This window comes from Candidatus Polarisedimenticolia bacterium, assembly GCA_036001465.1.
Taxonomy (GTDB): Bacteria; Acidobacteriota; Polarisedimenticolia; order Gp22-AA2; family Gp22-AA2; genus Gp22-AA3.
The window spans coordinates 25,737-43,432 of record DASYUH010000007.1 but is presented as its reverse complement, the minus strand read 5'-3'; the positions used below and the strand labels follow the sequence as shown (position 1 = coordinate 43,432).

The 17,696-nt window shown below is 68.0% G+C and carries 18 protein-coding genes and 1 tRNA gene; 13 read left to right on the top strand and 6 right to left on the bottom strand.

The window, feature by feature from the left end; translation table 11 throughout:
• Positions 1–67: 67 nt before the first annotated feature.
• Positions 68–484 (top strand): MerR family transcriptional regulator, encoded by a 417-nt coding sequence (locus tag VGV60_01365; GenBank protein HEV8699900.1) that lies wholly within the window; start codon positions 68–70, stop codon positions 482–484.
• Positions 481–1,380 (top strand): hypothetical protein, encoded by a 900-nt coding sequence (locus VGV60_01360; protein HEV8699899.1) that lies wholly within the window; start codon positions 481–483, stop codon positions 1,378–1,380. The genes VGV60_01365 and VGV60_01360 overlap by 4 nt, the downstream gene beginning before the upstream one ends.
• A gap of 41 nt (positions 1,381–1,421) precedes the next feature.
• On the opposite strand, the gene VGV60_01355 is transcribed toward VGV60_01360, so the two are convergent.
• The 4 genes from VGV60_01355 to VGV60_01340 form a co-directional block, all read right to left on the bottom strand.
• Positions 1,422–2,609: a glycine C-acetyltransferase gene (locus VGV60_01355; protein ID HEV8699898.1), complete on the bottom strand. Its 1,188-nt coding sequence runs from the start codon at positions 2,607–2,609 to the stop codon at positions 1,422–1,424.
• A gap of 15 nt (positions 2,610–2,624) precedes the next feature.
• A complete protein-coding gene (locus VGV60_01350) occupies positions 2,625–3,764 on the bottom strand; it encodes an alcohol dehydrogenase catalytic domain-containing protein (GenBank protein ID HEV8699897.1) in 1,140 nt (379 codons plus the stop codon).
• Between the two features lie 134 nt (positions 3,765–3,898).
• A complete protein-coding gene (locus VGV60_01345) occupies positions 3,899–5,893 on the bottom strand; it encodes a TonB-dependent receptor (protein HEV8699896.1) in 1,995 nt (664 codons plus the stop codon).
• On the bottom strand, positions 5,890–6,504 hold the full coding sequence (locus tag VGV60_01340) for a YfiR family protein (GenBank protein ID HEV8699895.1): 615 nt from the start codon (positions 6,502–6,504) through the stop codon (positions 5,890–5,892). The genes VGV60_01345 and VGV60_01340 overlap by 4 nt, the downstream gene beginning before the upstream one ends.
• Positions 6,505–6,762: 258 nt before the next feature.
• Here VGV60_01340 and VGV60_01335 point away from each other — a divergent pair.
• The 7 genes from VGV60_01335 (at position 6,763) to VGV60_01305 (ending at position 13,247) form a co-directional block, all read left to right on the top strand.
• A tRNA-Pro gene (locus tag VGV60_01335) sits at positions 6,763–6,839 on the top strand.
• A gap of 114 nt (positions 6,840–6,953) precedes the next feature.
• Positions 6,954–7,715 (top strand): 5'/3'-nucleotidase SurE, encoded by a 762-nt coding sequence (surE, locus tag VGV60_01330; GenBank protein HEV8699894.1) that lies wholly within the window; start codon positions 6,954–6,956, stop codon positions 7,713–7,715.
• Entirely contained in the window at positions 7,716–8,351 is a 636-nt protein-coding gene (locus VGV60_01325; GenBank protein HEV8699893.1) for a DedA family protein, read from the top strand.
• Positions 8,351–9,490, top strand: a complete 1,140-nt coding sequence (locus tag VGV60_01320) for an HRDC domain-containing protein (protein ID HEV8699892.1) — start codon at positions 8,351–8,353, stop codon at positions 9,488–9,490. The genes VGV60_01325 and VGV60_01320 overlap by 1 nt, the downstream gene beginning before the upstream one ends.
• Positions 9,491–9,573: 83 nt before the next feature.
• Positions 9,574–11,184: a carboxyl transferase domain-containing protein gene (locus VGV60_01315; GenBank protein HEV8699891.1), complete on the top strand. Its 1,611-nt coding sequence runs from the start codon at positions 9,574–9,576 to the stop codon at positions 11,182–11,184.
• A gap of 3 nt (positions 11,185–11,187) precedes the next feature.
• On the top strand, positions 11,188–12,729 hold the full coding sequence (locus VGV60_01310) for a biotin carboxylase N-terminal domain-containing protein (GenBank protein HEV8699890.1): 1,542 nt from the start codon (positions 11,188–11,190) through the stop codon (positions 12,727–12,729).
• Entirely contained in the window at positions 12,687–13,247 is a 561-nt protein-coding gene (locus VGV60_01305) for a biotin/lipoyl-containing protein (GenBank protein HEV8699889.1), read from the top strand. Before VGV60_01310 ends, VGV60_01305 begins: the two co-directional genes overlap by 43 nt.
• Here the strand turns inward: VGV60_01305 and VGV60_01300 are convergent.
• Both VGV60_01300 and VGV60_01295 read right to left on the bottom strand, forming a co-directional pair.
• Positions 13,238–14,188, bottom strand: coding sequence for a CoA ester lyase (locus VGV60_01300; protein HEV8699888.1), 951 nt, complete (start codon positions 14,186–14,188; stop codon positions 13,238–13,240). The genes VGV60_01305 and VGV60_01300 overlap by 10 nt on opposite strands.
• Entirely contained in the window at positions 14,185–14,640 is a 456-nt protein-coding gene (locus VGV60_01295; GenBank protein ID HEV8699887.1) for a MaoC family dehydratase, read from the bottom strand. The genes VGV60_01300 and VGV60_01295 overlap by 4 nt, the downstream gene beginning before the upstream one ends.
• A 118-nt stretch (positions 14,641–14,758) precedes the next feature.
• Between VGV60_01295 and VGV60_01290 the strand changes: the two genes are divergently transcribed.
• The 4 genes from VGV60_01290 to VGV60_01275 all read left to right on the top strand — a co-directional run bounded on the left by VGV60_01290 (position 14,759) and on the right by VGV60_01275 (position 17,687).
• Positions 14,759–15,481 carry an MBL fold metallo-hydrolase gene (locus VGV60_01290; GenBank protein HEV8699886.1) on the top strand — a complete coding sequence of 241 codons (723 nt, stop codon included), beginning with the start codon at positions 14,759–14,761 and terminating at the stop codon, positions 15,479–15,481.
• A 587-nt stretch (positions 15,482–16,068) separates the two neighbouring features.
• A complete protein-coding gene (locus VGV60_01285) occupies positions 16,069–16,362 on the top strand; it encodes a hypothetical protein (protein ID HEV8699885.1) in 294 nt (97 codons plus the stop codon).
• 150 nt (positions 16,363–16,512) lie between these two features.
• Entirely contained in the window at positions 16,513–16,671 is a 159-nt protein-coding gene (locus VGV60_01280; GenBank protein ID HEV8699884.1) for a hypothetical protein, read from the top strand.
• 86 nt (positions 16,672–16,757) lie between these two features.
• The gene (locus VGV60_01275) at positions 16,758–17,687 is read left to right on the top strand and encodes a hypothetical protein (GenBank protein ID HEV8699883.1); all 930 of its coding nucleotides are present in this window, start codon (positions 16,758–16,760) and stop codon (positions 17,685–17,687) included.
• The last annotated feature ends 9 nt before the right edge of the window (positions 17,688–17,696 follow it).

Here is a 17,696-nt window from a genome sequence, read left to right as displayed (position 1 = left end):
TCGTGGGAGAATCCCGGTTGCATGAACCGGCGGCGGGGCAGGCCGGCCCGCGCACAGGGTCCTGACCATGTCCGGCAACATCCCGCGCAAGACGCTCTACAAGCTGGGTGAGGTCTGCCAGTTGACCGACACGCAGCCGTACGTCCTGCGATTCTGGGAATCGGAGTTCCCCCAGCTCGCCCCGAGGAAGAGCCGGACGGGCCAGCGCCTCTATCGACAGAAAGACGTCGATCTCGTGCTCCAGATCAAGAGGCTCCTCTACGAGGACGGCTTCACCATCGCCAGCGCCCGCAAGAAGCTCGGCCTGGGCGGTGGACAGGGGGCCCTCGATGATCTGTTCGATCCGGCCCCGGTCGACGAGCCCGGGCGCCTGCCGGAGCCCGTGCGGCCCCTGGGCACGGTGCTCTCCACGGTGAGCCAGAACCTCGAGGAGATCCTCGAGATCATGGAGGCGACCGATCGGCGGCTGCGGGAGAGGAAGTGACCTCGCCGCGCGCCCGCACGCCGAGGGCGTACCCGTTGCCGGCCCTCCTGCTCGCCGTCCTCCTGGCGCAGCCCGCACAGGGGGCGGCGCCCCAGGTCTTCGATCCGACGCAGTCCGACCCGCGCGCCGTGGCGATCGCCGATCTGGTACTGGCCGCGATGGGCGGTCCGCGCGCCTGGGAGCAGACCCGCTTCCTGCATTTCGCGTTTGCCGTCGAGCGCCGGTCCGGGCGCACCGTGTTCCGCACCCACCTGTGGGACCGCTGGGAGGGGCGACTGCGCTACCAGGCCACGGGCAAGGACGGAACTCCGTTCGTCGTCCTGCTGGACCTCGAATCGCGCACGGGGGAGGCGTACCGCCTGTCGCGCGAGGCGCCGGCGCAGGGATCCCCGCGCGACCGCGCCCCGGCGCGCTTCGAACCGGAGGCGGAGCGGCTGCTCCTCACCGAGGCGTACGAGAGCTGGATCAACGACACCTACTGGGTGCTCATGCCGTACAAGATGAAGGATCCGGGCGTCCGCTTGAGGTACGCGGGGGACGTGAGACGGGACGGCTCGGACTATGACCTCGTGGAGCTGACCTTCGCCGGTGTCGGCCTGACGCCGGGGGATCGGTACTGGGCGCACGTCAATCGCAGGACCCACCTGATGGATCGCTGGTCCTACGTCCTGCAGGACGACCCGCCGGGGAGCGAGCCGACGGTCTGGGACTGGAAAGGATGGACCCGTCGCGGTCGCATCCTCCTCTGCCCGGAAAAGGTGACGAGCCGCAAGGGGGAGACCGTGAAGATCGTCCACCCCATCCTGGAGGTGTACGACTCCCTTCCGGACGCGTACTTCAACAGCCCGGAGCCGCTCCCAGGGGACATGGGGGAGCGGGCGGAGCCCCTGCAGTAGGCGGCACGGCGGGCAGCCAGGGCCGTCCCCGTGCCGGGACGCTAGATCACGCCGACCTTCCGGCCGACCGTCTCGAACGCTCCGAGCGCCTCTTCGAGATCCCGGCGCGTGTGCGTGGCCATGACGATGGTCCGCAGCCGGGATTTCTCCTCGGCCACCATCGGGAAGTAGATCCCCTGGGCGAACACGCCGGCCTCGAACAGCTCGTCCGAGAAGCGGGCCGCCTTCGCGCCGGATCCGACGATCACCGGCGTGATGGGCGTCACGGAGGCGCCGGTGTTGAAGCCCAGGCGCCGCAGCCCCTCCTTGAAAAAGCGCGTGTTGTCCCACAGCCTGGCGTGCCATTCCGGCTCGGTCTCCATGACCTCGACCGCGGCGCTGCAGGCGGCGATGACGGCGGGCGGGTGGGAGGACGAGAACAGGAACGGCCGCGCCTTGTGGATGTAGAAGTCCGCCAGGAGGCGCGGCCCGCAGACGTAGCCCCCCATCACGCCGAACGCCTTGGACATCGTGCCGATCTGGATGTCCCAGTCCTCGGTGAGGCCGAAATGGTCCACGGACCCGCGCCCGGACGTCCCGAGGACTCCGGTGGCATGCGCGTCGTCCACCATCGGGATGGCGTCGAATTCGCGGCACAGATCGTGGATCGCCTTGAGATCCGAGACGTCGCCGTCCATCGAGAAGACCCCGTCGGCGACCACCAGGATCTTGCCCGTGCTCTTGCGCCGGGCGGCCTGCAGGATGTCGCGCAGGTGGCCGTAGTCCAGGTGGCGGTAGATGGCCCTGTCCGCCTTGCAGAGCCTGCAGCCGTCGATGATGCTGGCGTGGTTCAGCTCGTCGGAGACGATGAGATCCCCCTCCTGCATCAGGGTCGAGACGACCCCGACGTTCGCGGTGTACCCGGACTGGAAGACCAGGGCGGCTTCCGTGGACTTGAAGCGCGCCAGCCGCGTCTCGAGCTCGAGGTGCAGCGACATGGTCCCCGCAATGGTGCGCACCGCGCCCGGCCCGGCGCCAAACTCCTCCACGGCGCGGCGGGCGGCCGCCACGACCTTGGGATGCCGGGTCAGTCCGAGATAGTTGTTCGAGGACAGCTGGATGATGTCCCGGCCGTCCATGCGCACCCGCGGGCCCGCGGCCGTTTCGAGGACCCGGGGACGGCGGAAGATCCCCTTGGCCTTGAGCGCCCCGACCTCCGCCTCCAGGTACGACGCCATCCTGCCGTTCATGGATCCCCGTCCCTTTCAGTCCTGGCTGACGCGCAGGACGACCTTCCCGCTCTCCCGTCCGATCATCTTCCTGAACGCCTCCTCGTAGCGGGAAAAGGGAATCGTGTCGGTGATCACCGCGCGGATCCTCGAGCGCACGTCCGCCCGCGAAACCAGCTCGCGCGTGGTGATCCACGTCTCGTATATCTTGCGCCCCACGATTCCCTTCAACGTGACGCCGCCGAAGATCACGTCCTCGGCGTAACGTTCCAGCGTGACCGCCTGGACCTTGGGGAGTCCGAAGAGGAGGACCTTGCCGCCGCGGCGCGCGGCGCGCAGGGCCGTGTCGATGGCGTCCACGTGCCCGCTCATCTCGAACACCAGATCGGGCTCGTAGGGCGCCGCGGCGTCCCGGATCAGCCCGACGAGCCGCTCGCGCTCCCGCGCGCGCCCCGGCCCGTCATCGGCGGGGGCCGGCGTCGACAGGAGCGTCGTGTGCGCGCCGGCCCGCGACGCCAGGTCCAGCCGCAAGGCGGTCGTGTCGACCGCGATGATCCTCTCGGCGCCGAAGGCGGCCGCCACGATGATCGAGAAGAGGCCGATCGGACCGGCGCCGAAGAGGACCACGCACTGCCCGCGAGGATCGTACTCGGTGGCGGCGTGCACGGCGTTGCCGAACGGCTCCTCGACGCAGGCGATCTCGACCGGGACCACGGCGGGGTCGTTGATCCAGGCGCAGGCGGCGGGAATCGCGATGTACTCCGCGAAGCCGCCGTCCCTGTGCACCCCGATGATCCGTTCTCCCGTGCAGACCTGGAACTGCCCGCGGCGGCACTGGTAGCACGTGCCACAGACGATGTGCGATTCGGCCGAAATCAGCTGGCCCGGACGGAGAGGCTCGCCGGCGCCGGGTCCCGTCCCGCGCACCTCGCGCCCGACCTCGACCACCTCGCCGCAGAACTCGTGGCCGATGATCCGCGGCCGGCGGAATCCGTCCGTGGAGGCGAGGATCATGTCGCGCACCGACCCGTCCCAGTTGTAGATGTGCCCGTCGGTGCCGCACAGGGAGGCGGCGCGCACGCGCACCAGCACCTCGTCGGGGCCGCACGCGGGGACGTCGACGTCCGCAAATTCCAGGGCACCCGGCCGGGGGGCCGTCTTGCGAATCGCCTTCATGTTCGAACCTGGGCGCGGGGAGATGAATCCAGGGACTGCGCGATCGAGGGATCGCGCCGGACGCGCGGATTATAGCGAGCCGCCCGAGGCGGTGGCAACCGCGGGGGATCGAAATGACGGGTCGTGCCCCGGTCTCAGAAGCCCCAGGTGAACTTCAGGCGGAAGCTCCGGCCGTCCTGCTCGATGACATCCTGAAGGTGCTGGGGTCCGCCGGGGTCCCCGTATTTCTTGTCGAAGACGTTGTAGACGCTGGCGGAAAGATCGAGCCCCTTCGCGAGCTGCCGGCTCAGAAACGTCAGGTTGGCGACCGCGAAGCCCGGCGCGTCGTTGCCGCTGAGGGTCAGTCTCCGGCTGGTGTACTGGACCTCGGCTCCCACGCCGAGTTTGTCCCTCTTGATCGGGAAAAAGGCATTGAGCTTGGCCAGGTGGCGCGGGGAATTGGTCAGGATGCGATCCGTCCCCTGGTCGCGGTTCTCCTGGAGCGTGGAGCTGTAGGTCACCTCGAAGCCGTTCTTGAAACGCTTCGCCACCTCGAGCTCGACCCCCTTGGCGGTGACCTCGTCGATGTTCTCGAAGAGATTGGAGACCGTGTCCACGCTCACCAGGTCGTCGATCGCGTAGTAGTAGGCGGAGCCGGTCAGGCGCAGGTTCCCCAGGGCGTACTGCTCGAGGACCACCTCGAACGTCCGGATCGATTCCGGCTTCAGGTCGGGGTTGGCGTGCGAGCCGTAGTAAAGCTCGTACACCACTGGCGCTCGGAAGGCGCTTCCGTAGAGGAGCTTCAGCGCCGTGCGCTCGAAGGGCATGAGGATCAGCGCCGCCCTCGGGTGGGTCGAGCCCCCGAAGGTCTCGTAGTGATCATGGCGCACGCCCACGCTGACGGCGACCTGGTCCGAGACCTTCATTTCATCCTGGAAGTACAGGCCTCCCTCGCGGGAGCTTCGCTGCGAGTCGAAATCCAGCGGGCCGGGATCGACGTTCTTCCAGCGGAAGTGCTGCTTCAGGTTGTCGCGGAATTCCATCCCGGCAGTCACCGTCTGCCGCGTTCCCGCCTTCATCATGACCTTGGCCTCGGTGCCCCACCAGTCCCCCCAGGAGTGCTCCCGGTAACGGATGATGGTCGGGTAGGGGGAGTAGTACGGATAGTCCCCCCGGTAGTAGTACCGGTCCACGTAGACGCGCGCCTGCACGCCCGTCCCTCCGGCGAACGCATGGTCGTACTTGACGTCCAGATAGCTCCGGTCGTCCACCGTCCGGGCCCCGGGGTCGTTGAATGGAGTGCCGTAGGCGCCCGTCGGGATCCCCTTCTCCCGGCTGTTGGCGGCAAGCTGGACGGTGAAATCACGGAACGTCATGGTTGAAAAGAGACGGTAGTTCCTCTCGTCGTCGCTGTGCTGCGTGACGCCGTTGTTGCTCAGCGGGTCGTCGTACTCCTTGTAGAACAGGCGCTGGCCATCGCTGCGGAACGCGGAGCCGGACACGAGGAACTTCGGCCCGTCCTCGAAGGCGTGCGCGAAGGTGACCCGCCCCGCGGGCGTGCCGTAGCTCGCCCCCAGGCCGCTGAACTGGAGCCGGGGAACGTCCGGCTCCATGCGCGTGATGACGTTCACCACCGCGAAGAAGGCGCTGGTGCCGTACAGCGAGGAGCTCGGCCCGCGGATCACCTCGACGCGATCGACGAGATCCAGGTCGATGAGCCCCTCGGGACCGATGTAGCCGCTGCCGTAGAAATTGTCGTTAACGCGGTGGCCGTCGACGAGCAGCAGGAACCGGCTGTTGTAATCGGAGGGTCGGCTGAAGCCGCGGATCCCCACGTATGTGTAGTTCCTGTCGTAGGTGGAATAGAAGCCGTGCACGCTGCGCAGGACGTCCGCGAGGGTGCGGTAGCCGTACCGCTCGATGTCGGCGGCCGTGACGACGCTCACCGAGGACGGCGCCTCGGTGGTTCTCTGGTCGTGCTTCGACGCGCCGTAGACCACGTCGATGGCCATCAGCTGCTCGAGGGGCAGCTGGGTGAGGTCCTCGGGAAGGTCCTGCGCCTCCGCCCCGGACGGGACGAGGAGGCACGCGAGGGCCAGCAGCACGGACCTGGCGCACGACACGATTCGATTCATCCTGGACGTGTTCATTTGGTTTCCTCCCGGCCTTGTTCATCGTGGACGATGATGGCGAGCTGCAAGAGCTTGGAGCTGATCTTCAGTCCGGCGCGCTCGGCTGCGTCGGTGTTCACGGCGAAACGCACGTGGTGGTCCTGCATGACGAAGTTGACGATGCCGCCCTCGCGGGCGAAGGTGTCGCTGTCCCCGACCGTGAGGACCGCCGAGCCGCGCACGGCCTTGAGAAGGCGGGCCAGCCGGTCGGGGGTCTCCGATCCGACGAAGAGCATGTGGCACTGGGTGGCTTCCTCCTGGGTCTTCACAGGGCGCACGCGGATGGTCCTGCCGCCGACCGACTTGCCCTGCACGGTCTCCTCCAGGGCGAGGCTGGTGGCGTCGGAGCCCAGGATGCCGATGACGAACGAGGCCTCGCCCGACGGCGTGTCAGGCGGCCACTCGACGAATCGGGCGAAGTTGTAGAGAAATGCGGCCTTGACCTGGTGCTCAAGGTCCGCCGAGGACTCCTGAGCCGCCGGAAAAGAGGACAGGGCGAAGAGAGCCAGGAGAAGAACCACGGAGGACGGCCCGCGCGAAGGGACGCGGAAACGTCGGCGACTCGAGCCGGTCGGCTCGCCCTGGTGCATGCGCGGTCTCCGGCCCGGTGGTGTCCGGGCGGATCACACAATCGTATCGGCGCCTGGCCATGCTCAAATATAGGGATCGATGGCGGCTTCGCAACCGCGCCCGGCGCGTTTCGGACGGTTCGTCGGTCGAACGACCGCGGTGAGGGTCGCCGCGCCTCGCCGCATCCGCTTGACGCCCGCGCGGAGCCACGCCTACAATGACCGTTCTTTCGCGCCCCCACCCGGAGGATCGGGCGGTGCGCGGCACGGTGGACATTTCGGGGCGTAGCGCAGCCTGGTAGCGCACCTGCTTGGGGTGCAGGTGGTCGCTGGTTCAAATCCAGTCGCCCCGACCAATCCAGATCAAGTCGGCGTGGACCGGGGCGGAATGCCGCGCGAAGGCGCCGCGGCCCGCCCGGGTCCGGTGCGGGCCGCGGCGATACGATGGCCCGGAGGCGTCACGGGGCCGCATGGAGCCCGTCAATATCCTGATCACGAACGACGACGGCTACGGCGCCGAAGGGTTGAAGGCGCTCGAAGCGAGCCTCGAGTCGCTCGGGACCGTGTGGGTCGTCGCGCCCGACCGCGAGCAGAGCGGCCAGGGACACGCCCTGACGCTGAACCACCCGCTCCGTTTCCACAAGCGGGCCCCCCGCCAATTCGTGGTCCAGGGGACGCCGACGGACTGCGTGTACCTGGCGGTGCACACGATCCTGAAGGATGAGGCGCGCCCGAGGATCGTGGTGAGCGGCATCAACCGGGGCTACAACCTGGGAGACGACATCACGTACTCGGGAACCGTCTCGGCCGCCTTCGAGGCCACGCTCATGGCCCTGCCCGCGTTCGCCATCTCCCAGGAGTTCGGGGAAGGAGCGCCGGTTGACTTCGAGGCGGGGGCGCGCTTCGCTCGACGGCTGGCCGATGAGGTGCTGGAGCGCGGCATGCCGCCCGACACGCTCCTGAACGTCAATGTTCCGAGGCGGCGCCCGCGCGGCGTGCGGATCACGCATCAGGGAAAGCGGCTCTACCCGGGCGGGGTGATCGAACGCCTGGATCCGAAGGGGCGTGTCTACTACTGGATCGGCGGCCAGTCGGCCGAGTGGGAAGACGACCCCCGGAGCGATTTCGCGGCCCTGGAGGATGGCTACATCTCGGTCACCCCGCTGCACCTGGATCTCACCAACCACAAGGTGATGGACCAGGTCAGGGGCTGGAACCTGGAGATCGGATAGGTGGTCACCGACGTCCTGAAGTGGATCGCCGCCTTCATCACGGCCGCCATCAGCGGCCTGGGGTATTTCGGCGTGTTCCTCATGATGGCGATCGAGAGCGCCGCCATCCCCCTGCCCTCCGAGATCATCATGCCGTTCTCGGGGTACCTGGTGTATCGGGGAGAGTTCACCCTGCACGGCGCCGCGTTCTGGGGGGCTCTGGGATGCGTGTTCGGCTCGTGGGCGGCGTACGCGGTCGCGGCCTGGGGCGGCCGCCCCGTGGTGGAACGCTACGGCCGCTACGTGCTCATCTCGCGGCGCGACCTCGAGATGTCCGAGCGCCTGTTCGCGCGCTACGGCAGCCCGATCATCTTCGTCAGCCGGCTGCTGCCGGTGGTGCGCACCTTCATCTCGCTCCCCGCGGGCCTGGCGCGCATGCCGCTGGTCCGCTTCTCGGTGTACACCTTCCTTGGATCGTATCCCTTCTGCTATGCGCTGGCCTATGTGGGCTACAGGCTGGGAGAGCACTGGCACAGCCTCGAGGGCACCTTCCGGAAATTCGACATCCTGATCGGCGCCGTGCTGCTCGCCGGCGGCGTGTGGTGGGTTCGCCGGCACCTGTCCGGGGACGAGGCCTCCCCCGGAGGAGCCCGCTGATGCCCGACGCTCCCTACGTCTGGATCGACACGCCCCGCGATCTCGAGCGGGCCGCGGACTCGCTGTCCCGGGCGGACGCCCTCGCCGTGGACACCGAGGCCGACTCGTTCTATCACTATTTCCACAAGTGCTGCCTCATCCAGATCGCGGACGCAGAGACGGTCTATCTCGTCGATCCCCTGGCCCTGAAGCGCCTGGAGCCGCTCGGCGAGGCGCTGGGGTCGAGGCGCAACGTCAAGGTCCTCCACGCCGCCGAGCAGGATGTCCTGTACCTGAGGCGCGACTTCAGCTTCCACCTCGAGCCGCTCTTCGACACGATGATCGCCGCGCAGCTCCTGGGCAAGAAGGGGATCGGCCTTGCGAGCCTCCTCCTGGCGCATTTCGAGGTCAAGCTGGACAAGGGATCGCAGCGCGACGACTGGTCGTGCCGGCCCCTGAACGAGCGGCAGAAGATCTACGCGGCCGAGGACGTGCGCCACCTCATCCGGCTGCGCGACGCGTTGCGCGGTGAGCTGGAGGCCCTCGGGAGGCTGGCGTGGGCCGAGGAGGAATTCGGGCTGGTCGCCCGGCGCGCCTGGGAGCCGCGGGTGTTCGATCCGGACATGTTCTGGGGGGTCAAGGGCGCCCGCGACCTCGCGCCGCGCGAGGCCGCGGTCCTGCGCGAGCTCTACGCCATGCGCGATCGTCGCGCGGTCGAGGCCGATCTGTCCCCCTTCCGGATCATCTCGGACGAAGCGCTGCTTGCGCTGGCGAAGAAATCGCCCCGGCACGGCGACGATCTGGGAGGCATTCGCGGCGTCACGCCCCTGGTCCGCCGCCGGATCGGAGAGGAGATCCTCCAGGCCGTGAGCGCCGGACTTGCGGTCCCCGAATCCGACCTGCCCGCGCCCCCGCGCGGACAGCCGCGCGGCAACCGGCGCTCGGCGCTGTTCCAGGCGCGCCTGGAGCGCCTGCGCGGATGGCGCAAGGAGCGCGCCGCATCCCTGGGCATCGACCCCGGCGTCCTCTTTCCCCAGTCCACGCTCGAGGCGCTCGCGGCTTCGGGTCCCAGGGCCTTCGAGGCCCCCGAGCAGATCCCGGGCCTGCGCGCCTGGAGGGCCGATCTCATCCGGGGGGACGCCGCCCGCCTGCTCGGCTGAGGACAGGCTCCCGGGCGGGGCGCCGTCGCCGGCCGGCGCGACGGTTGCGCCGGGGGCCCCCCGACTGTAATATCCGCCCCGTCATGACTCCGATCGAATCGAAGATCCGCACCACCGATCCCGACTACAAGACGAATGAATCGGCCAACCGGGCGCTCGCGGTCGAGTTGCGCGAACGCCTGGAAGCGGTCCGTCGCGGGGGGGATGCGCAGGCCCACGAGCGCCACGCCTCGCAGGGGAAGATGTTCGTGCGCGATCGGATCGATCGCCTTCTCGACCCGGGATCGCCGTTCCTGGAGCTGTCACCCCTGGCGGCGTGGGACATGTACGGGGGGGAGGCGCCGGCGGCCGGCCTGGTCACCGGCATCGGGCGTGTCAGCGGCCGCGAGTGCCTGGTCGTCGCCAACGACGCCACGGTGAAGGGCGGGACCTATTTCCCGATCACCGTGAAGAAGCACCTGCGGGCCCAGGAGGTCGCGGAGCAGAACCGGCTGCCCTGTCTCTATCTGGTGGACTCGGGAGGGGCGTTCCTGCCGCTGCAGGCGGAAGTCTTTCCCGACCGCGATCACTTCGGCCGCATCTTCTACAACCAGGCGCGCATGAGCGCCCTCGGCATCCCGCAGATTGCCGTGGTCATGGGCTCGTGCACCGCCGGGGGGGCCTACGTTCCGGCGATGAGCGACGAGACCCTGATCGTCCGCGGGACCGGCACGATCTTTCTCGGAGGCCCGCCCCTGGTCAAGGCCGCCACGGGTGTCGACGTGACCGCCGAGGAGCTGGGCGGAGCCGACGTCCACACGCGCCGGTCCGGGGTGGCGGACCACTGGGCGGCGGATGACGATGATGCGCTGCAGCAGGCGCGCGCCATCGTGGCCACGCTGAACGCGCGCAAGAGGGTCACTGTGGATCGGGCCGTCCCGGAGGAGCCGCGCTGCGATCCTCAGGAGCTCTACGGGGTCGTGCCGAGGAACCTGCGCGAGGTGTACGACGTGCGCGAGGTCATCGCGCGCATCGTGGACGGCAGCAACATGAGGGAGTTCAAGGCGCGCTACGGGACGACGCTGGTCTGCGGCTTCGCGCGGATCGAGGGATACCCGGTCGGCATTCTTGCCAACAACGGCGTGCTGTTCAGCGAGAGCGCGCTCAAGGGGACGCATTTCATCGAACTCTGCGCCGCCCGCGGCATCCCGATTCTCTTCCTGCAGAACATCACGGGCTTCATGGTCGGCAGGGAATACGAGCAGGGGGGCATCGCCAAGGACGGCGCCAAGCTCGTCCACGCGGTGGCCAACGCGGCGGTTCCCCGGCTCACGGTGATCATCGGCGGCAGCTTCGGCGCCGGCAACTACGGCATGTGCGGTCGCGCCTATGCGCCGCGGTTCCTGTTCATGTGGCCGAACGCCCGCATCGGCGTGATGGGGAAGGAGCAGGCGGCCAGCGTGCTGCTCACCGTGCAGCAGGATCAGCGCGCCCGGCGCGGGGAGCCCGCGCTGAGCGCGGCGGAGGCGGAGGCCTTCACGCGGCCGATCCTGGAGCGCTACGAGCGCGAGGGCAGCCCCTACTACTCCACGGCCCGGTTGTGGGACGACGGCGTTCTGGATCCCCCGGAGACCCGGCGCGTCCTGGGGCTGGCCCTCTCCGCCTGCCTGAATGCGCCGGTCGAGGCCTCGCGCTTCGGCGTGTTCCGGATGTGACGGATGGCCCCCCGGCCGATCCGGAGACTCCTGATCGCCAACCGCGGGGAGATCGCCGTGCGCGTCGCGCGGGCCTGCCGCGGCCTGGGCATCACTCCGGTGGCCGTCGCCAGCGAAGCGGACCGCGGGGCCCTGCACACCCGCCAGGCGGCCGAGACGGTTCTCATCGGCGCCGCTCCTCCGGCCGACAGCTACCTGCGGGGCGATCGCCTGATCGCGGCCGCCCTCGGGCACCGTTGCGACGCCATCCACCCGGGCTACGGCTTCCTGTCGCAGAGCGCCGAGTTCGCCGAGGCGGTGGCCGCCGCCGGACTGATCTTCATCGGGCCGCCCCCCGCCGCCATGCGGCTGATGGGGGACAAGATCGCCGCCCGCCGCGCCATGGCGGGGGCCGGGGTCCCGATCGTCCCCGGATTCGAAGGACGGGGCGACGAGGACGAGCCGGCGCTGAGGCGCGAGGCGGACCGGATCGGGTATCCCGTGCTCGTCAAGGCGGCCGGGGGTGGAGGCGGCCGGGGGATGCGGGTCGCCGGCTCGCCCGGGGAGCTGCCGGAGGCGATCGAGGCCGCCCGGCGGGAGACCGAGAAGGCGTTCGCCGACAGCCGGTTGTTCCTGGAGAAACAGATCGTGGACGCCCGTCACGTCGAGGTGCAGATCCTGGCGGACTCCACGGGCGAATGCGTCCACCTGTTCGAGCGTGACTGTTCGATCCAGAGGCGCTTCCAGAAGCTCGTGGAGGAATCCCCCTCGCCCCTCCTGGACCCTTCGCTCCGGGAGGCGATGGGGGTGGCCGCCGTCCGGGCGGCGCGCGCCTGTGGTTACGTGAACGCCGGGACGATCGAATTCCTGGTCGGCGCGGACCGGCGATTCCATTTCCTGGAGATGAACACCCGGATCCAGGTGGAGCATCCGGTCACCGAATGGGTGACCGGCGTCGATCTCGTCGAGGCGCAGATCCGGATCGCGGCGGGGGAGCCGCTGCCCTTCCGGCAGGCCGAGCTGCGGCAGGCGGGTCACGCCATCGAGTGCCGCGTGAACGCGGAGGATCCCTCCCGGGGGTTCCTCCCGGCCAGCGGTCGCATCCTCCTGGCGGCGTTCCCGGAAGGGCCGGCGATCCGGGTGGACCGGGGCGTGGAGAGCGGGGATCGTGTGAGCCCCCACTACGATTCGCTGCTCGCCAAGATCGTCGTGCACGCGGACGATCGCGCTGCCGCCATCGAGCTCATGGAGCAGACCCTCAAGAGCACGGCCATCCTGGGGGTCGAGACCAACCTGCCACACCTGCGCGCCATCCTCGGCCACCCGGTGTTTCGCGCCGGCCGGGCCACGACCGCCTTCGTGGAACGCGACATGGCAGGCTGGGGGCCGGCGCCCGCCGCGCCCGGAGATGAGGTCCTGATCGTCGCCGCTCTGTCCGAGCTCCTGCCGGGGGCCGCGGTCGACGCCGGCGCAGGCGGCGCGTCCCCGGAGGGGATCGACGAGGAGGCGGACGCCTTCAGTCCGTGGAACCGCTCCGACGGTTTCAGGCCCGGGTCGGCGGCATGATCGTCCACTACCGCGTGCAGGGGCAGGTCCGCACGGTGAGCATCGAGCGTTCGACGGAGGGGTACCGGGTCGTCCTCGACGGCCGGCCGGCACGGGTGGCGCTCCGCCACGTCCGGGGGCCGCGCGTGGAGATCCTGATCGACGGGCGTCTCTGTGGCGCGTACGCGGTGCGGGATCACGATCGACGCGTCGTCCAGCTCGACGGAAGCGACCCGGTGACCCTGGAGCGCACGATTCCCGGCCGCGACGGGATTCCCACCACGCCCGCGGGCGAGGGCCTCGTCGCCGCCGTCATGGACGGGCAGGTCGTGGCCGTGGGAGCGAAAGAAGGAGACCTCGTGCCGGCGGGAGCCGCCCTCGTCGTCCTCGAGGCGATGAAAATGGAGATTCGTGTGGTGGCGCCGTTCGCGGGCAGGGTGAGACGGCTCCACTGCGCCCCGGGAGACGTCGTCGAACGGGGCCGGACCCTCGTCGAGATCGAGCCGGCGGGAGCGGCGCAGCCCGGCTGTCAGGACTGAGGCTCGATCCCGGTCAGTCGCGCGCGCGCCAGGACCGCCCGCGCGGCGCGCACCATCGGCATGTCGATCATCCGCCCCTCCATGACGAACACCCCCTTCCCCTCGCTCTGGTGCCGCTGGTGCTCGTCGAGCAGGCGCTGCGCCGCACGGATCTCGTCGGGGCCCGGGGTGAACACGCCGTGGATGGGGGCGATCTGGGACGGGTGGATGGCGAGCTTCCCCGAGTACCCGAGGGACAGGGCGTCGCGCGTCTCGGCCACCAGGCCGGCTTCGTCGTCGAGGTCGACGAACGGCGTGTCGATGGCCTGCAGCCGCCGGGCGGCCGCGTGGATCGCCACGGCGCTCCGGGCATAGAGCATGTCCCGTCCGTCGCGCATCCGCACGCCCCCCAGATCGCCGCAGAGATCCTCGGCGCCGAACAGGAGCGCCACCATCCGCGGGTCGGAGGCGGCGATCGATTCCAGCCGGACCACCCCCCGCGCGGTCTCGATGATGGCGAGGATTCGAATCGTCCGCCCGGGCAGCCGGTGCCGTCGTTCGATCCGGGACAGGAGGCGGGAGAGCCTTCGGATGGCTTCGGGTGATTCGGCTTTCGGGAGGACGTAGGCATCCGGCGGCAGACGGGCCTCGCCGGTGATCCGGACGTCCTCCTCGAGACCCTCCTCTTCGGGATTGACCCGCACCAGGCGTTCGGCGCGCCCGAAATCGAGGCTGGACAGGGCGCGTGCCGCCTCGCGGCGCGCCTCCTCCTTGCGCCCGAGGGCCACGCCATCCTCGAGATCGAGGATGACGCCGTCGACCTGAAGCCTCGCCGCCTTCTCGGCTTTTCCAGGCTCGGTGGCGGGACAGAAGAGCAGCGCCCGCCGCGGTCGGGAGGGGCCGGTGGCGTGGCGACGCGCGGCGGCAGTCGACGGGCGGGACCGCGTCGTCGCCGGACTCACGGCGCCGGACGCCTCAGGAACAGGACGGAGCGCTCGATCTCGACCACCACCGTGCCGTCCTGGTTCAGCCCGCGGTGCCGCAGGCGCACGATGCCGCGATCGGGCCGGGAGGACGACGGCCGGGTCTCGAGGACCTCGGTCTCGGCGTAGATCGTGTCCCCGAGAAAGACCGGGTTCGGATGCACCACCCGATCGTAGCTGAGGTTGGCGACGATGGTCCCCTCGGTGAGGTCCGGGACCGTCAGGCCGACCACCAGCCCGAGCGTGAAGATGCCGTTGACGATGCGCTGGCCGAATTCCGACCTGGCGGCGAAATCCCGGTTCAGGTGCAGCGGCTGCGTGTTCATCGTCAGGGCGCAGAAGAGCGTGTTGTCGGCCTCGGTGACCGTCCGGCCGATGGCGTGACGCAGGCGCTGTCCGGGCGCCAGATCTTCGAAATGCTTGCCGGGCATAGGCGCGCTGAGGCTACCCGCAACCTTCCGCAGGGTCAAGTGCCTGTCCTGGCGTCCGCGCCCCTCGGCGTCGTCGCCGGAACGCGGTAGACTGCGGGAGATGATCCAGGAACGGTCCATGGATTCCCGCTGGCTGTCGAACGCGTATCTGGTCGGCGACCGGGCGGGAGGTTCCGCCGTGGTCGTGGACAGCGGCGCTCCGCTCGGCCCCCTCCTCGCGGCGCTCGAAAGGCACCATTTGACCCTGGCGGCAATCCTGACCACTCACCGGCACGTCGATCACGTCCAGGGCCATCCCGAGCTGTCCCGCAGGACCGGCGCGGCCATCCTCGCGCTCCGGCCGGAGGCGCCGCACGTCTCCGGGGCCACGCCGCTTGAGGCGGAGGAGGAACGGACCTGGGGCGGGCTGCGCGTGCGGGCGGTGCCGCTTCCCGGTCACACGGAGGGGCACGCCGGGTACCTGATCGAAGGGGTGGGCCTGTTCACGGGCGACTGCCTCTTCGCCGGATCTCTCGGGGGCACGGTCGGGGAGGGAGCCAGCGGCTTCGAGGATGCGCGCCGCGCGGTCGCGAGGATTCTCTCCCTCCCGGATGGGACGCCGATCCATCCGGGCCACTCCGGGCCGACGACGGTCGGGGCGGAGCGCGAGGGGAATCCGTTCATCAGGGCGATGACCGGCCGCGATGCCGAGGGGAGCGGGCGGTGCGTCGCACTGGGGCGGCCGGCGCGTCTCGTCGTCCTGGCCCGCGATTATGACGGTGGGACAAAGGCCTGGGTCCGATTCGACGACGGCCGGGACGCGCTGGTCCCCGGCAGCCGGGTGCGACCGGACTCCGCCTGAGGGCGCGCCTCTCTGCCTTGACCCCTTTCCACCCGGTCGACTAAGATTCGCAGTCCATGCAAGGCCGGGAGTCGGGGCGTAGCGCAGCCTGGTAGCGCACCTGGTTCGGGAGCGATAGCCCGCGGGTGCGCTATTTTCTTGCCCTGGCGTAACTTGCTGTCACGGCTTACGTTATTATTAAAGCTAAAATAGGCTACTTGGTGTAAATACGCCTAATTTGGCTCCCTGGTTGGCAGCTATGTGGCAGCGCACTTGGTACCCAATCGCACTTGGCCTTGGGCCGGGAGCGCTGCTAGTCTGGGGGAGTAAGAAAGGCCGGCCAGGAGAGGCACCAAAGCAGTCACACAGCACCCCGAAGGCAGGACCATCGAGACCCGCTCGGCCCCCGCACACAATCCCGCACCCTGGACCCTCCCCTCTGGAGATTTCAGGGAAGGGCAACAGCTAGAGCTTGACGCGCCAAGGTGCCCGGTGGTACAGATGTCAACCATGAGGCCGACCGCACTTCTTTTGTAGTACCCGCGCACCCCCCGTCTGTCCAAACCGACCCATCAACCAAGCTATGGACAAAGGCGGAGTGGATAATCATGAAAAAGATCAATGTGGTGTTCGACAAGACGGACAGCACCCCGGAGTGCGGCTGCGGCCGTCACCTGATCAAGCGCGGGGCCGATGTCGCGAGATTCGGGGTGGAGGACCCGCAATACAGATCTCCATTTTTCGCCGTCGATTGCTGGCCCAGCCTGGAGGAGCATTTCGAGAAGATCAGGGGGATGAGCGCGGGCAAAATCTCTGTTGCAGACGTGGAGGCAGCAATGCGGGATCTCAAAACACAGTACGAGACCATCATGGGTCCGCGATCTTGGCCCAGTAAGACGTAGGGCCGGCGGAACGGACGCGCCACGTTCGCTCAGGACGCGCGATCTTCTGAGGGTGAAGGGTACGGGCTGGGCGGTATCGGAGCGCTCTTGCGAGGAGTATAATCTCGCAGAGAGAGAAAGAGCCGATCACAGCTGTTGGAGGTTTTAGAAATGTCAGACAGACCGAAGAGTCACATCGTCTACCGTGACCCGAAATCTGGGCAGCTCATCCCGAAGAGGGACGGTGAACGGCGTAACCCGGACAACGTGACCCGCGAGAGGATGCCGAATCCGGGGTACGGCGATTCCGGACGGTACGACAAGAAGTAAGCGCGACGGGGAGGGCTCGGTCCTGGCCGGGCCCCACTCCTCTCTATTCCGAATCCCCCGATCAATTCACTAAATCGAGGCGTTTCATGACCCTCACGAAGATACGGCCTTGGGCGTTGTTAGTTGGTGTCGGGCTCCCTGCGGCTGCCATCATTACACCCATCGTAATGGAGTGGTACAAGTCGAGGGCATCGATCGAACTTCAACACCTGGCAACTACCACGCTTGTTGAAGGCTCCAAAGATTTTGAGCGCCTCAAGATTTTCTATGACACAAAGCCTATACCCAGCGTGTCCTTGATGGAGTTTGCGCTAGTGAACTCGGGCCGATCTGCAATTCTCGACCATGACGTAATCTCGCAACCCCGCCTCACGTTTGGGACCGGTGGAGACTTACTCGAATTCCGTGAGGTACGCCAAACCCCGTCAAACTTGGCCTATACGCACATGCTCGACCCAGTTGGTCGCAGAGTCGAAATCGCCTTTCCTCTCCTCAATCCAAACGAGCGGATTCAATTCGGAGTCCTGGTGTCCGGTACCGTGCCGACCTTCAAGGCGGAGGCTCGAATTGCTGGTATCTCGGATTTGACTCTAGTAGACAAGACGACTGGCCTTAATACCAAGACGAAGCCCCCACGGTCTCGAACGGGCATTGCATTCCTCATTGCCCTGGCGACCCTTTTCCAGATGGCCGCCGCAAGCGAATACTTCGCAGTCAGAAAGATCGTTCAGCTTTATCGGGCTGGGATAATTCGAGTGCCCCAGAACGCCAGCACGGCAGCCTACCTTGAGTTTTTGGAAAAGGTATTTGATCACATGACTCCAGAGAGCAGGTCAAAAGCGCGGGCGCTCATCATGACACTTCCGGCAGATGGCAAGGCACCAGAGGAGAGACATAAGGAAATTGATGGGTCCCTCAGAGCACTGTTTGAACGTCCAGGATTGGGCTACAAGGTATTCATGGCCATCACACTTGCAATCTTCGTAGCCGAGAGTTTTTTACTGATCAGATGGTAGGACTCTCCG